General features: G+C 60.2%; 11 protein-coding genes. 6 read left to right on the plus strand and 5 right to left on the minus strand.

What is annotated here, in order from left to right; all coding sequences use genetic code 11:
* Window positions 1–10: 10 nt before the first annotated feature.
* Both ACR6A7_RS05065 and ACR6A7_RS05070 read right to left on the minus strand, forming a co-directional pair.
* The gene (locus tag ACR6A7_RS05065; RefSeq protein WP_434123737.1) at window positions 11–1393 is read right to left on the minus strand and encodes a diaminobutyrate--2-oxoglutarate transaminase; all 1383 of its coding nucleotides are present in this window, start codon (window positions 1391–1393) and stop codon (window positions 11–13) included.
* Window positions 1394–1835: 442 nt separating this feature from the next.
* Window positions 1836–2720: a LysR substrate-binding domain-containing protein gene (locus tag ACR6A7_RS05070; protein ID WP_434123738.1), complete on the minus strand. Its 885-nt coding sequence runs from the start codon at window positions 2718–2720 to the stop codon at window positions 1836–1838.
* A 102-nt stretch (window positions 2721–2822) separates the two neighbouring features.
* Between ACR6A7_RS05070 and ACR6A7_RS05075 the strand changes: the two genes are divergently transcribed.
* The 4 genes from ACR6A7_RS05075 to ACR6A7_RS05090 all read left to right on the plus strand — a co-directional run bounded on the left by ACR6A7_RS05075 (window position 2823) and on the right by ACR6A7_RS05090 (window position 6489).
* Entirely contained in the window at window positions 2823–3170 is a 348-nt protein-coding gene (locus tag ACR6A7_RS05075; RefSeq protein ID WP_434123739.1) for a carboxymuconolactone decarboxylase family protein, read from the plus strand.
* On the plus strand, window positions 3161–3550 hold the full coding sequence (locus ACR6A7_RS05080) for a tautomerase family protein (RefSeq protein WP_434123740.1): 390 nt from the start codon (window positions 3161–3163) through the stop codon (window positions 3548–3550). The genes ACR6A7_RS05075 and ACR6A7_RS05080 overlap by 10 nt, the downstream gene beginning before the upstream one ends.
* Window positions 3547–4071, plus strand: coding sequence for a DUF4865 family protein (locus tag ACR6A7_RS05085; RefSeq protein ID WP_434123741.1), 525 nt, complete (start codon window positions 3547–3549; stop codon window positions 4069–4071). The genes ACR6A7_RS05080 and ACR6A7_RS05085 overlap by 4 nt, the downstream gene beginning before the upstream one ends.
* A 93-nt stretch (window positions 4072–4164) precedes the next feature.
* Complete coding sequence (locus tag ACR6A7_RS05090) at window positions 4165–6489, plus strand: FdhF/YdeP family oxidoreductase (protein ID WP_434123742.1); 2325 nt, start codon at window positions 4165–4167, stop codon at window positions 6487–6489.
* A 28-nt stretch (window positions 6490–6517) separates the two neighbouring features.
* On the opposite strand, the gene ACR6A7_RS05095 is transcribed toward ACR6A7_RS05090, so the two are convergent.
* Together ACR6A7_RS05095 and ACR6A7_RS05100 are read right to left on the minus strand one after the other, a co-directional pair.
* Window positions 6518–7390 (minus strand): oxidoreductase, encoded by an 873-nt coding sequence (locus tag ACR6A7_RS05095; protein ID WP_434123744.1) that lies wholly within the window; start codon window positions 7388–7390, stop codon window positions 6518–6520.
* Between the two features lie 95 nt (window positions 7391–7485).
* Window positions 7486–8244 (minus strand): hypothetical protein, encoded by a 759-nt coding sequence (locus ACR6A7_RS05100; RefSeq protein WP_434123745.1) that lies wholly within the window; start codon window positions 8242–8244, stop codon window positions 7486–7488.
* A 324-nt stretch (window positions 8245–8568) separates the two neighbouring features.
* Between ACR6A7_RS05100 and ACR6A7_RS05105 the strand changes: the two genes are divergently transcribed.
* Window positions 8569–10116: a GGDEF domain-containing protein gene (locus ACR6A7_RS05105; protein ID WP_434123746.1), complete on the plus strand. Its 1548-nt coding sequence runs from the start codon at window positions 8569–8571 to the stop codon at window positions 10114–10116.
* 3 nt (window positions 10117–10119) lie between these two features.
* Here ACR6A7_RS05105 and ACR6A7_RS05110 read toward each other — a convergent pair whose 3' ends face one another.
* Window positions 10120–12699 (minus strand): bifunctional diguanylate cyclase/phosphodiesterase, encoded by a 2580-nt coding sequence (locus tag ACR6A7_RS05110; protein WP_434123747.1) that lies wholly within the window; start codon window positions 12697–12699, stop codon window positions 10120–10122.
* A 229-nt stretch (window positions 12700–12928) separates the two neighbouring features.
* On the opposite strand from ACR6A7_RS05110, the gene ACR6A7_RS05115 reads away from it, so the two are divergent.
* Window positions 12929–14581: a methyl-accepting chemotaxis protein gene (locus ACR6A7_RS05115; protein ID WP_434123749.1), complete on the plus strand. Its 1653-nt coding sequence runs from the start codon at window positions 12929–12931 to the stop codon at window positions 14579–14581.
* Window positions 14582–14614: the final 33 nt, after the last annotated feature.

Consider the following 14614-nt stretch of genomic DNA (forward strand, 5'->3'; position numbering starts at 1 on the left):
TCCGCTCCACTTAAACCGGCTGCACGCCAGCGGCCAGCAGCGCCTGCTCGAACTTGTCGAGGAACACGTCCAGCTCCTGGTCAGTGATCAGCAGGGAAGGCAGCAGACGCAGCACGCAGCCGTGACGGCCGCCGCGCTCGAGGATCAGGCCCGCTTCAAAGCACTTCTTCTGCAGCAGCGCAGAGAGATCGCCGTCCGCCGGATAGCAGCCCAGCTGGTCTTTGGCTTCGTTCGGCTTGACGATCTCGATGCCGATCATCAGACCCAGGCCGCGGACGTGACCGATCACCGGGAAGCGCTGTTGCATCTCGGCCAGTTTGCCTTTCAGCCACTCGCCTTGCTGCGCCACTTTGTCGGCGATGTTCTGCTCTTTCAGGATCTTCAGCGTGGTGAGGCCGGTCGCCATCGCCAGCTGGTTGCCGCGGAAGGTGCCGGTATGGTGACCCGGCGCCCAGGCGTCGAACTGCTTTTTGATGCCCAGCACGGCGAGCGGCAGGCCGCCGCCGACGGCTTTCGACATCACGATAATGTCTGGCTGAATGCCGGCGTGCTCGAAGGCGAAGAATTTGCCGGTGCGCGCGAAGCCCGCCTGCACTTCGTCGATAATCAGCAGAATGCCGTGCTCTTCGGTGACTTTACGGATGCGCTGCAGCCACTCGGCTGGCGCCGGGTTCACGCCGCCTTCGCCCTGAACCGCTTCCAGGATCACCGCCGCAGGTTTGCGCACGCCGCTTTCCACGTCGTTGATCAGGTTTTCGAAGTAGTAGGTCAGCGCTTTCACGCCCGCTTCACCGCCAATGCCCAGCGGGCAACGGTAGAGGTGCGGGTAGGGCATAAACTGGACTTCAGGCATCATGCCGTTGACCGCTTCTTTCGGCGACAGGTTGCCGGTGACGGAGAGCGCGCCGTGGGTCATGCCGTGGTAGCCGCCGGAGAAGGCGATAACGCCTGAACGACCGGTGGCTTTTTTCGCCAGCTTGATCGCCGCTTCAACCGCGTCCGCGCCGGACGGGCCGGTGAACTGCAGTTTGTACTCTTTGCCCTGACCAGGCAGCAGCGACAGCAGATATTCAGAGAACGCATCTTTTAATGGCGTTGTCAGATCGAGAGTATGTAACGGCAAGCCGCTGGTAATGACATTTTGGATGCTCTGCAGCACGTCAGGATGATTGTGACCGAGCGCCAGCGTACCCGCACCGGCCAGGCAGTCGAGGTACTCTTTATTGTCGGCGTCGGTGATCCATACGCCTTTCGCCTGGGTGATCGCTAACGGTAACTTGCGGGGATAACTTCTGACGTTTGATTCGAACTCAGCCTGACGGGCCAAATAGGTTTCATTGTTTGCGTTTGAAGTGGCATCTAAAGAATCAATACGGACTTTATCCGTCATCATATCTCTCCTACAACCGGGGCAATCGTCTGTGCCGCAGTTGAATGAATGTTAAAAATTCGGGTTACCTGATTTTAGGCGCGGCCAATATAGAGCTTTTGCGATTCGGGCTCAATCTTTTATTTTGTTTAGATTTGTTCGCGCTTATTTATAATCAGCTGTGCCTGCCGTACGACCTGACCATAAAGCATGCGCGGGCCTGATGACGCCTGTGTTAAGACGGTGTGACGGCGCAACGTTGCCGGTGAGCTTAACCGCAGTAAAAAACGCTAACCGGAGAGGAAACAGGCCATTAAAGGCGCTTTTTGTTGACGTATTAAACAAATGACGCGATGAAAATTATCACCCCATAAATTAATACGCAGCGCGAAGGTTAAGTTATATAAAAGACTTAACCTTACGTGCCGGAAACATATTTAAACTAAATTTTTTAAAGCGGGAATCTTTAGCGCAGCAGCGAAGGAAGCAGCATAGCGGAAACGGCGTCATGCAGCAGGCGCTGCGCCTGCGCATCCAGACTGCGGTTCTGCCACAGCGTAATGCCGATACGGCCCGCCGCAGGCAGCGTCCCGTCCAGGATATGCAGGCTGTTCGGCAGCCCGATGGGCGAGCGCAGGGTGATGCCGAGGCCCGCCTGTACGGCCGCCCAGATGCCGCTCAGGCTCGGGCTGGTAAAGACAACGCGCCACGGAATACCTGCCCGATCCAGCGCGGCGATGGCGCGGGATCGCATCTGGCAGGGCGCGTCAAACATCACCAGCGGTAAAGGTTCGCCGCTCGCCAGCAGCGTCCTGAGTTCTGTCTGCGGCGAAGCGATCCACACCAGCGGAGACTCCCCCAGGAACGCACTCTCATCGAGCGCCTGCTCGGGCTGCCACAGCAGCGCGATATCGAGCTGCTTATCTATCGCCGCCTGACGCAGCGCGCGGTTGCGGTCTATGCGCGCCGTGATGTTGAGACCCGGATGCTGACCAGCGAGCTGGCCGAGCAGCGCGGGCATCAGCGATTCGCCAAAATCTTCCTGCATGCCGATACGCAGCTCGCCCTGCAGCAGCTCGCCGCGCATGGCGCGCTGCGCTTCATCGTTGAGCGCCAGCAGGCGGCGCGCGTAGCTCAGCAGCCTCTCGCCAGCGGGCGTCAGCGCCAGTTTGCGCCCCTGTTTCACCACCAGTTCGGTACCGCACTGCGCTTCCAGCTTTTTGAGCTGCGCGCTGACGGCGGAGGTTGAGCGGCAGAGCCGCTGGGCGGCGAGCGCAAAGCTGTCGCATTCAATGCCCGTTACAAAGCTGCGCAGCGCATCCATATCGAAAGAAACCGGAACTTTGTTCATACCATCCTGATTTTCGGGATTATCCGTGCTGAATAATTTGATTTTCAGGATGGTAGCAGAAGGCGACACTTCAGGTGAGCGATAAATCACGAGGAAGCGACCATGAGCACCACACTCGACAAAGAGAGCCTTCAGCAGGCGTCGCCAAAGCTGGCGGAGATAACCCACAGCCTGCTGTTTGGCGATATCTGGCAGCGCGACATTCTGACGCCGCGCGAACGCAGCCTGATCACCCTGGCCTGTCTGGCCGCGCTGGGGCGCGAGAAACAGCTCGGCTGGCATATGCGCTTCGCCGCTGAAAACGGCCTGAGCCGCAGCGAACTCAGCGAAGCCTTTACGCATCTGGCGTTCTATGCCGGCTGGCCTGCCGCTGTGACTGCGCTGCACTATTTACCTGAAGAAACGTTGCCTGAAGACAAGCGGGCCGAGGAGAAAACATCATGCCGCTGACCCGCATTACGCTGTGCGATGGCACCAGCGAGGCGCGCATCGCGCACATTTCCGACATCCTCCACCGCACGCTGGTCGAGACCTTCGACGTTCCGGCGCATGACCGGTTTCAAATCGTGGAGAAGCTGCCTGCAGCGCAGCGCATTTATGACCCGCACTACCTGAGCGGCGGACGCAGCGACGATTTCATCCTCTTTACGCTGCTGGCCGGAAAGCCGCGCTCGACAGCGCAGAAGGCGGCGTTCTGCCGCACGCTGACACAGCGGCTGGCCGCACAACTCGCTGTCCCACCCGACGACGTGATGGTAGTGATTCAGTTCAACACCGCAGGCGACTGGAGCTTCAGCAAGGGCGAAATGCTCGCCGGGGAGGCGCGATGATCCTGATGCACTACCGCTTTACGCTGCCCGCCGATTACGACATGGCGATTATCGAGCGGCGCATCGCGGAGAACGGCGCAAAGCTCGACGGCTTTCCCGACCTGGTATTCAAGGCTTATCTCTATGCGCGACGCGATGAGGGTGCCAGGGCGAACAGCTACGCGCCGCTCTATCTCTGGCGCGACAGCGCCGGAATGATCGACTTCCTGCAGAGCGCTGGCTTCGCCAGGCTGACGGAGGATTTCGGCTGGCCAGTGATGCAAAGCTGGCTGGGGGTAAAAACGCCGCCGGTGGCCACGCTGCGCGACGCACGCTTTGCGGCGCTGCGCCACATGCCCGTTGCGCCCTATAGCGATCTTGCCGTAATAGACTCTGGTGCCGCGCTGGTGGGCTGGAATATTTCGGCCCAGTCGCTGCTGCAGGTCGATTTTGCCGCTGATGGAGGGGGGCCGGGTGAGCACTACCGCATCGGCTATCTCGCACTCGGCGATCCTGCTATGCGAGACGCGGTAACATCCTGAAAGAAAAAATTTAACATCTTTAGCACCGCCGCCGCCGCACGCAGGATCTGCTCGCCTACGCTAAAAAGGATAAGCACTGGAGAGCAAGGTCGTATGAAAAAACAAAACAGTAATATTGGTATTGCGCCTTATGGCGGTTCGGCAGGCGGCTGGGGCGCGCTGAAAGCGGTAGCGGATGCGATTCGCGGCCAGATGTCCGTTAAGCAGGATGTGATTGCGCTGTTCAAAGTTAACCAGCCGGAAGGGTTTGACTGTCCAGGCTGCGCCTGGCCCGACCCGCAGCACCGCTCCTCGTTTGAATTTTGCGAAAACGGCGCCAAAGCGGTCTCCTGGGAGGCGACCAGCAAGCGCACCACGCCGGAATTTTTTGCCGCGCACACCGTGAGCGAACTCTGGCAGCGCAGCGCCCTTGAGCTGGAGGGCGAAGGGCGTCTGACCCACCCGATGAAATATGACGCGGCCAGCGATACCTATCAGCCCATCGAATGGGAGACGGCGCTGAACGAAATCGGCGCGCTGCTGCGCAGCTATGAGGATCCCGACAGCGTCGAATTCTACACCTCCGGCCGCGCCTCCAATGAAGCGGCCTTTCTCTGGCAGCTCTTCGCACGCGAATATGGCACCAACAATTTTCCCGACTGCTCCAACATGTGCCATGAACCGACCAGCGTCGGCCTGCCGCAGTCGATCGGCGTCGGCAAGGGCACGGTAGAGCTGGAGGACTTTGATCACTGCGATCTGGTGCTCTGTATCGGCCACAACCCCGGCACCAACCATCCGCGCATGCTGGCGACCCTGCGCGACGTCTCGAAGCGCGGCAAAACCATCGTGGCGCTCAATCCGCTGCGCGAGCGCGGCCTGGAGCGTTTTACCTCGCCGCAAAGCCCGATTGAGATGCTGTCGATGGGGTCGACGCAGCTGGCGTCCACCTATTACAAAGTGCGCGTCGGCGGCGACGCGGCGATGCTGAAAGGCGTGATGAAGACGCTGCTGTCGATGCATGAAAAAGCGCTGGCGGCGGGCGAGCCGGGCGTGATCGACGACAGCTTTATTAACGAACACACCGAAGGGTTTGTCGCGCTGAAGGCGGATCTTGAGGCGACGGAGTGGCCGCATATTCTGAAAGTCTCTGGCATGACGCTGGAGGAAATTCAAAATATCGCCCATCTCTACGCGGCGTCGGAGCGCACCATTATCTGCTACGGCATGGGCATAACCCAGCACCAGTATGGCACCCAGAACGTCCAGCAGATCGCCAACCTGCTGCTGATGCGCGGCAACATCGGCAAGCGCGGCGCGGGCATCTGTCCGTTACGCGGTCACTCCAACGTTCAGGGCGATCGCACCGTCGGCATCACCGAAATTCCGCCGCAGTGGATGCTGGACAATATCGAAAAGGTCTTTGGCTTTAGGCCGCCGCAGAAACACGGGCACGGCGCGGTAGCGGCGATACAGGCGATGCGCGACGGCGAAGCGAAGGCGCTGCTCTGCCTGGGCGGCAATCTGGCGGAGGCGATCTCCGATCCGCAGGTGACTTTCGAGGCGATGCGCAAACTCGACCTGGTGGTGCATATGGCCACCAAGCTTAACCGCTCGCACCTGTTGCTCGGCAAGCATAACTATCTCTTCCCGGTGCTGGGCCGCACCGAGATCGATCGCCAGGCGTCGGGCGAGCAGAGCGTCACGGTAGAGGATTCGATGTCGATGGTGCACGCCTCGCGCGGCACGCTGAAACCCGCCTCGCCGCATCTCAAATCGGAGCCAGCGCTGGTCGCCGGGCTGGCGAAAGCGACGCTGCGCAACTCGCGCGTCGACTGGGACAAAATGGTGGGCGACTACAGCTTTATCCGCGACGCCATCGAGGCGGTTTTCCCCGGCTTCGACGATTTCAACAACCGCATTCTGACGCCGGGCGGCTTCCGGCTGCCGGTGGCAGCCTCGCAGCGCAAATGGCTGACGCCGAGCGGCAAGGCGCAGTTCAAGGTGATGCAGGGCATCAATGAAGATCCCCGCTCGCTAATCTGCCACGACCTGGTGCTGACCACGCTGCGCAGCCATGACCAGTACAACACTACGCTCTATGGCCTGAACGACCGCTATCGCGGCGTCACCGGTCGACGCGATGTGCTGTTTATGGCGGCGGAGGAGGCGGAGAAACGCCAGTTCCGCGTCGGCGATAGGGTGAATATGGTGGCGCTCGATCCGCAGGGTAACCGCACCGGGCGGCGTCTCGATAACCTCATGGTGGTGGTGTATGACATGGCGCCGGGTTCGGTCGCGGCTTACTACCCTGAGGCCAACGTGATGGTGCCGCTCGACAGTCACGATACCGAAAGCGGCATCCCGGCCTATAAAAGCATCCCGATAGCGCTGGAGCGATGCGAGGCGCCTGTAGAAACCTCAGGCGCGCTGCGCTAAAACGGCGAAGAAAAAGGGAGGGGCCGCGTCAGCGGCCCTTTTTATTGCCGATATCATCCAGCACCGCCAGCGCGTCATCCGTCAGCGTCAACTCCGCCGCCGCCAGGTTTTCGCGCAGATGCTCCGGCGAGGAGGTGCCGGGGATTAAAAGGATATTGGGCGAGCGCTGCAGCAGCCAGGCGAGCGCCACCTGCATCGGCGTGGCGTTGAGCTGCTGCGCCACCTGAGTGAGCTGGGTGGACTGCAAGGGCGTAAAACCGCCGAGCGGGAAGAAGGGCACGTAGGGAATGCCCTGGGCGGCAAGCTTGTCGATCAGCGGGTCATCCCCGCGGTTGGCGAGGTTGTACAGGTTCTGCACGCAGGCAATCTCGGTAAGCTGCTGCGCCTCTTCTACCTGACGCGCCGTGACGTTGCTCAGTCCGATATGGCGGATGACCCCTTGCTCTTTGAGCGCGATAAGCGCTTTGAGCTGCGGCTCAAGAGAACCTTCTGTCGGTTTTTGCGGGTTGATCATGCTGCGCAAATTCACCACTTCCAGTACGCCGAGATCGAGATTGCGCAGGTTATCCTCTACCGCGCTGACCAGCTCGTCCGGCGAAAAAGCGGGCAGCCAGCCGCCTTTCTCATCGCGACGCGCACCCACTTTGGTCACGATGATTAAATCTTCCGGGTAGGGATGCAGCGCTTTTTTAATCAGCTGATTCGTCAGGTGCGGGCCGTAAAAATCGCTGGTGTCGATATGGCGAACGCCAGCGGCAATGGCGTCGCGCAGCACCTGCATCGCGCGCGCTTCATCTTTTGGCGGGCCAAAAACGCCGGGGCCAGCAAGCTGCATCGCGCCGTAACCGACGCGGCCGACCTCATCATCGCCCAGACGATAGCGAAGAGAAAGCTGAGACATAGTAACCTCCTGATGAAAGGGACTCAGTAAGTGTACTCGTTGCGGGCTGATTACGCGTCGGCAGGAGGCAGAGGGGGAAAGAAGCGGGCGGCCGCTCAGGCAGCCGCAGGCAGTTGCGGGTATAAATGGTGTACGCGGCGATCGGGGCCGCACAGCAGAACCGGATGGCCATCCTTCAGTCGTGCCAGATAGTGCTGATGCAGCCTCTCTGTCAGGCCGGCGCCGCACCAGTAAAGATGGTGCTGGTGCGGGCTTGTGGATGAGAGAAGGTCGCTGGAGACACACACTTCTACGCAGAAGCCCTGACCGCTGAGCCTGATCGCTTCCAGCCAGATATCGGTCTGGTTCTTCTCACTGACCTTTTCCAGCAGCAGCGGAATGGCGGCGGCGCGGGTGGCGTTGCGCGTCACGGATCCCGCATGGGTGATGATCAGCTGGTGAAAGCGTTCCATACGGCGGAAGGCACCCGCGCGCGTATCATGTTGCAGCCACTGATTGAGCGGCACTAACAGCCGTAATACGAAATCGTCGCCGGTAAAGTTGCTCGCGAACTTACGCAGCAGCACCGCCAGCGACTGCTCGCTGCCAAATTCGAGCTGCCAGAGCATGTCGCCACGACGAGCCGCCCAACCGCCGGTGCGCACAGGGTACGCGCCAGCCTGCGCGATTTTGATCTCACGCAGCGTCGCCCCCTGGCTTGTCAGGCGGGTCATCTCCATCACCTCCTGCAGCTGAGCATCAGTCCAGTCGGAACCGGATGGCTTTTTATGGATCAGGCCGCTTCGGTACCAGCGCTTCAGATTATGAAGAGAGGAGCCTGATATGGCACAGATGGTTTCAGACGAATAGGTCATATGCTGTCCTTGAGCGGAGAGCGAATAGCCACCGCCTGCGGCAGTGGATGAATGTACAGTCTGAACCTGTTGCCGCGAAATTGATACAGCATAAAATGTTGTTTTGTTTGCCGTTCCGCTTAGTCAGAGAGGAAGGCCCATGGAATTAGCCACTTATCCGTTAACGTAATGATATGTGAATATTTTGTTTAGAAAGGTGATTAGGTTGCTTAAAAGATAAACGCGGCGGCGATAAATATTTTTCCGGCGCGGATCCGCTTCGCCGTCTGCGCTGTAATGCCTCCATGTGCTTAACTTATTACAAGCATTTCAAAGAGGCGGGACATGAAACTAAAAAGGAGAAGCGAGCGGGCTACATCGATAAACCGTTCGCTGCCCCAGAGCATCGCATTGGCCGGGCTGCTGCTGACGCTGGCGGTGACCGGCCTTAACCTGTGGACGATGCGCGAAGCCTGGCGCGACACGCTGATCCAGTCTGAACAGATGGCGGTAAACCTTTCTCTTTCTCAGGCGCGTCAGGCGGACGACACCATATTGCAGGCGGAGCTGTCACTGCGCGAAGTGCAGCATCAGCTGATAAGCGAAATCGCCACTGGCGTTAACGGCGGCGCCCTCAGCCAGACCATGCAGGAGCTGGCGAGCCGGCTGCCCCAGCTGCATGGGCTGTTTTACTACGACGCCCAGGGCAAGTGGATCGCCACATCGGCACGGCAAATCCCGGCACACATCAATAACGCCGACCGCGAATATTTCCGCTACCACCGTATGAATGCGCGCGACAGCGTTCATATCGGTCCGGTGATCCGCAGCCGAAGCACTGGCGATCTGGTGATCCCGGTGTCACTGCGGGTCAACGACGCCTCCGGCGGTTTTAATGGTGTACTGCTGGCCACCATCCGCGTCGACTATTTTCGTCATTATTACAGCTACTATGAACTGGGGCCGCAGGATGTGCTGGTGCTGATGCTGGCGGACAGCACCGTCCTCTACGCGCGGCCGATGCCGGACAGCTATATCGGCAAAAATCTCTCCTCCAGCCACCTCTTTCAGACGATGCTCGCCAGTGCCGACAAGGGGAGTGGCCAGTGGCGCGCCGCGCTGGACGGCCAGGCGCGCATTTTCGGTTTTGCCCGCTCCGAGCGTTACGGGCTGGTGGTGGCGGCAGGCTACGATAAACAGAACCTGTTGCGAAGCTGGATTAAAGGGCAGGTAGAGAATGTGCTGCTCGATCTGGCGCTGCTGGCGGGAATTGGCGTGCTTGGCGCCTGTATCCTCAGCCAGGTGCGACGCAGCCTGCGCTATCAGCAGGAGCTGACCCGCCTGCGCGATGAGCTGACGGCGGTGAATCTTTCGCTGGAGAATCTGGCGCATGCCGACAGCGTGACCGGCCTGGCGAACCGCCGCCAGTTTGACCATTTCCTGCAGCAGAGCCTGCTCGACGCGGCGGAGCACAACCAGCAGGTGTCGCTGATTTTGATGGATATCGACTACTTCAAGCGCTTCAACGATACCTACGGCCACGTGGCTGGCGACGCCTGTCTGAAAGCGGTGGCCAGCGCTCTGGCAGGGCTGCCGCTGCGCGGCAGCGACAAAGTGGCAAGGTACGGCGGCGAAGAGTTCGCCATTATCCTGCCGGGTGCCTCAGGATCGGATGCGCTGAACATCGCTAACGCGGCGGTGAAGGCGGTCAGCGCAAGCAATATTCCCCATGACTCCTCCTCCATCGCCGCGCACGTCACGCTGAGCGCGGGATGCGCCACCTTTCTGCCCGAAAGCGATCGTCCTGAACCTCAGGCGCTGATCGAAAAAGCAGACGAGGCGCTCTATCTGGCGAAGCATGGCGGACGCAACCAGGCGCGGCGCGGCGTCTGATCGCTACAGCGAGGCTGGCGCAGCGCAGTAAGTTTCCGCGATCTGCGCCAGCGGCTGAGGTTTGCCAAGGTAGTAGCCCTGCAGCCCGTCGCACTCCATCAGTTTGAGCTGCTCCATCTGCGAGGCGGTTTCAACCCCCTCTGCGGTCACGCTCAGGGCGTAGGCCTTGCCGAGCCCGACCATGTTCTCGACAATCCGTCGCGCCTGCAAAGAGTCATTCAGCGGAAAGATAAAAGATTTATCAATTTTAATGCCGTCGAACGGAAAGGTGCGCAGGTAGTTCAGCGAGGCGTAACCGGTGCCGAAGTCGTCGATTAAAAACTTCACCCCCAGCGCCTTGATCGCCTGCATCACCTCAAGGGCGGTTTCGGGATCCTGGAGCATGGCGTTTTCCGTTACCTCAATCTCCAGCCGACTGCTCGGCAGGCCGGTGGCATCCAGCGCGGCGCGAATACGCCGCGGCAGGCCTTTATCGCTAAACTCCACCGCGGAAAGGTTGACCGACACTGCCAGGCCTGGCAGGTCGCGGTGCGTGTCTTCGCAGGCGCGCAGCAGCACCCAGTCGCTCAGCGCGCCAATCAGCCCGGTCTCTTCCGCCAGGGGGATAAACTGATCGGGCATCAGGACGCCGTGCTGCCCGTGATGCCAGCGCACCAGCGCCTCTACGGCGGTGACGCGCGCGGCTCGGACGTCGTAGCGCGGTTGCCAGGCGAGCTGCAGCTGGTTGGTGTGGATCGCCTCGCGCAGTTCGCGCTCCATTTCGCGCCGCTGTACGATCTTCTCTCCCATGTCACGCTGATAAAACACCCAGTTGTTGCGCCCGGTATTTTTCGCTTTATAGAGCGCGATATCCGCATAGCGCAGCAGCTCGCCAGGGTCGTTGCCATCCTGCGGCGCCAGCGCAATCCCCATGCTGGCGCCGATAAAGACGTCGCTACCGTTGATGGCGAAGGGCAAATTGATTTGAGCGATGATACGGCTGCATAACTCGCCGATCGCCTGCTGGCTGTGGATATCGGAAACGATCATGACAAATTCGTCGCCGCCGAGACGAGCAGTCATCCCGGCATCCTTGAGGCAGGCGTTAAAGCGCAGGGAAACCTCATGTAGCACGCTGTCGCCGGCCGCGTGGCCGTAGAGATCGTTGACCGGCTTAAATTTATCCAGATCGATCATTATCACCGCCAGCGGGCGATCGTTATGCAGCGCGTCGCTAAGCTTGCCCGCCAGGCAGGCGTTCATCTGCGCGCGGTTGGGCAATCCGGTCAGCTCGTCGAACTGCGAGAGATAGCGCACGCGCGCCTCGGCTTCCACCTCCAGCGTGACGTCGGTGGCGGTGCCGCGATAGCCTTTTTTCCCCTGTGGCAGGGTAACGGGACGCAGCGTAAGGTTGCAGAAGCGGATATGCTGCTGCGCGGATCGGTAGCGGCAGCGCAGCAGCGTCAGCGGCTCGCCGGACAGTTCCCGCTGCGTCAGCCGCTGCGGGAGGTCGCCGTCGTCGAGCAGAAAAGCGTGCAGCGGCTGCTGCAGCCAGTCCTGGCTATGGTAGCCGGTGACGGCGGGAAAACGTCCGGAGATCCAGGTAAAGCGCAGCTGCGCGTCCGCTTCCCAAATCCAGTCGGTGGTGCTCTCCGCTACGTCGCGAAAGCGCTGCTCACTCGCGGCCAGCGCCTGCTGGCTCTGCTCCAGCAGAAAAGTACTGACATCGCTATGGCGCGCTTTGCGCAGCGCGTTGCGCATCAGCATGCTGGCGCTAATAAACGTGGCGAACATCAGTAGCACCAGCAGCGGCAGCAGCCAGGTAAGCAGCGCGCCGCCGGGATTGTCGCTCTGCCATTTCAGCGTCACGGCACCGCCCAGCGCCGACGCAAGATAGCGGTCATGCTCGCCTGCGCCCTCGGGCGGTGCGTCGGCGTAGCTGAGTTTTTGTATGCCATACTCCGCGCCCGCGCTTTCCAGCTTGGCGGGCGTCAGACGATCGACAAAAATCATGATTGAGGGCGGACCCGCTGCTATTTTTACGCTGCTATCGCCGCCGGGGGTGATCCATGCGGCGCCGAGCAGCGCCAGCCCATCACCCACGCGCACCAGCCGCGCTATCGCCTTGCCGTCGCTCTGCTGTAGCCGCTGCTTCAGCGCATTAAGCACATCCTCTCCCAGCCATGCCTGAAAGCGCTCGCGGCGCAGCGCGCCATCGAGCACGCTGTAGCGGGTTTCGCCATTGGGCGCGATGACGAATACGCCCTCATAGCCGAAAGTCTTGAACAGTGATTCGCCCAGGTTCTGGTTGCGCCATGCCCAGTCGAGGTTCAGCGTGCGATGCAGGTTGTTATAGGCTTCGCCCCATTCGGCGTTATCGCTAAGGTGAAAGCGCATGCTCTCTTCGCGGCTGGCAAACGCCTTACCCAGCAGCAGCCCGCTGCGAAGATCCGCCTTATCATTCAGATCGTCGGCCACGCAGAACAGCGCGGTCAGCGCGGCGCAAAAAGAGAGGCCAAGCAGCACCAGCATAATGAGCATCGGTTTTCTGACCAGGCCGCGCGCGCGGCCGTCAGATGAAGAGTGAAAAGCGTAAGTCGTCATGGTTAATCGCCGCGCCAGAGATTCGATAAAGGGTATTCCAGATACCTCCTCTGGTTATCGGCAGCGGGGACGGCGAACTACAGCGTCACCATGAAGGAATTGTGACACGCCGGTGGGTGAACCGTTTCGTCGATTAAAACTAATAAAAGGCAGCGCGCTGCCGATGATAACAGGGCTAAACCCTGCCTGATCGCATAAGGACAGGGACGCTTACCTTATGGAGAACAGGATGAACATTACCCAACGCCTGCTGCTGACCTTTTCGCTGCTTTTTGGCGCAATTATTTTACAAGCCATACTGGCTATCTCACTGCTGTCCGGATTTCAGGATCGCTTCGAATATGTCCAGGCCAACGCCATTCCCTCAATTAAAGACATAGGGAAAAGGGTTGATGAGAGTAATCAGCTGGCTCTTCTGCTTTATAAGCATCAAAGCCAGACCGATGATACGAAGTTTGCAGGCGTGGAAAAAGAGATCGCCGCCAGCCTGGCGCAGATCAAATCGCAGATCGATGACTACATGGCTAACAATATCTCTAATGAGGAGGACAAGCGCCTGACCCGTGTCGCCTATGAGGATCTGCGCACCATTAGCGATCGGCTGCCCGCGTTTCTTGCCGCCTCACATGCGCACCAGGACAGCCTGACGCTCGGGATGATTGAGGGCAATGAGGGTATCGGTGCGGCAATACGCCAGTTGATTAACGATAACCAGAAGCAGCTGACGCTGAATATTAACCTCAGCAACCAGCTGCGCGATACTAACCGCAGCCTGTTCACCACCGTGCTGTGGGCCACCATCGGCGGCGTCATCGCCACCGTTGTGCTGTTCGGGCTCTTCTCCGCCTTCACCACTCTGCGCATTCGCCGCAGCCTGTCAGCGATAGGCGATGTAATGACGCGCGCCAGCGACAATCTTGACCTGACGCTAAACGCCGATGAAAGCCGCCGCGATGAGATTGGCAATATGGCGCGCGCCTTTAACCACCTGATGCAGCGCGTCGCCTCGGCGCTCGCCTCGGTAAACCAGGCGTCGCAGTCGGTGAGCAGCGCCTCGGTGCAGATCACCGCAGGCAACGAAGATCTCTCTTCGCGCACCGAGCAGCAGGCGGCATCGCTGGAGCAGACGGCGGCCAGCATGACCGAACTGAGCGAGACGGTGCGCCAGACGGCGGATAACACGCGTCAGGCGAGCCAGCTGGCGGCCAACGCCAGCAGCCTCTCTGAGAAGAGCGGCCAATCACTGACCACGATGCTGGCGACGATGGAGAATATTCGCGGCAGCTCGCGCAAGGTAAACGATATTGTTTCGCTGATTGAAGGGATCGCCTTCCAGACCAATATTCTGGCGCTCAACGCCGCGGTAGAGGCCGCGCGCGCCGGTGAGCACGGTAAAGGCTTTGCCGTCGTGGCGGGCGAGGTCAGAAACCTGTCGCAGCGTTCAACCGCCGCCGCCCATGAAATCAAGGCGTTGATCGAAGCCTCACATCAGCTGACGGAGGCGGGCGCCGCGCAGGCGAGCGACGTAGGCCGCAATATGGAGGTGATGAAGGACGCGATCCGTCAGGTGAGCGATCTGGTCGGCGAAATCGCCGCTGCCGCGGTCGAGCAGAGCCAGGGTATTGCGCAGGTGCATCAGGCGGTCAACCAGATGGACGATGTGACGCAGCAGAACGCCGCGCTGGTGGAGGAGGCGTCGGCGGCGGCGCAGTCGCTGCAGGAGCAGGCCAGCACGCTGACCGAACTGGTCGGCAAATTCCGCGTCGGCAACGATTACACCGCTGTCGCGCCGCGCGCGCCAGCGGTGCAGCCTTCGCCTCTGCGCACGCCTGCGCCGCAGCGCGTCGCACTGCTCAATGAAGCGGACTGGCAGAGTTTTTAACGCGGGAAGAGATAACCGCTCTGATTCACGCCA

Origin of the sequence: Pantoea phyllosphaerae (assembly GCF_051025595.1) — a bacterium.
Taxonomy (GTDB): domain Bacteria; phylum Pseudomonadota; class Gammaproteobacteria; order Enterobacterales; family Enterobacteriaceae; genus Pantoea.

Excerpts from the sequence above, each read along its gene's own strand:
- ACR6A7_RS05065 (WP_434123737.1), bottom strand. The coding sequence starts at position 1,393 with ATGATGACGGATAAAGTCCGTATTGATTCTTTAGATGCCACTTCAAAC.
- ACR6A7_RS05070 (WP_434123738.1), bottom strand. The coding sequence starts at position 2,720 with ATGAACAAAGTTCCGGTTTCTTTCGATATGGATGCGCTGCGCAGCTTT.
- ACR6A7_RS05075 (WP_434123739.1), top strand. The coding sequence starts at position 2,823 with ATGAGCACCACACTCGACAAAGAGAGCCTTCAGCAGGCGTCGCCAAAG.
- ACR6A7_RS05080 (WP_434123740.1), top strand. The coding sequence starts at position 3,161 with ATGCCGCTGACCCGCATTACGCTGTGCGATGGCACCAGCGAGGCGCGC.
- ACR6A7_RS05085 (WP_434123741.1), top strand. The coding sequence starts at position 3,547 with ATGATCCTGATGCACTACCGCTTTACGCTGCCCGCCGATTACGACATG.
- ACR6A7_RS05090 (WP_434123742.1), top strand. The coding sequence starts at position 4,165 with ATGAAAAAACAAAACAGTAATATTGGTATTGCGCCTTATGGCGGTTCG.
- ACR6A7_RS05095 (WP_434123744.1), bottom strand. The coding sequence starts at position 7,390 with ATGTCTCAGCTTTCTCTTCGCTATCGTCTGGGCGATGATGAGGTCGGC.
- ACR6A7_RS05100 (WP_434123745.1), bottom strand. The coding sequence starts at position 8,244 with ATGACCTATTCGTCTGAAACCATCTGTGCCATATCAGGCTCCTCTCTT.
- ACR6A7_RS05105 (WP_434123746.1), top strand. The coding sequence starts at position 8,569 with ATGAAACTAAAAAGGAGAAGCGAGCGGGCTACATCGATAAACCGTTCG.
- ACR6A7_RS05110 (WP_434123747.1), bottom strand. The coding sequence starts at position 12,699 with ATGACGACTTACGCTTTTCACTCTTCATCTGACGGCCGCGCGCGCGGC.
- ACR6A7_RS05115 (WP_434123749.1), top strand. The coding sequence starts at position 12,929 with ATGAACATTACCCAACGCCTGCTGCTGACCTTTTCGCTGCTTTTTGGC.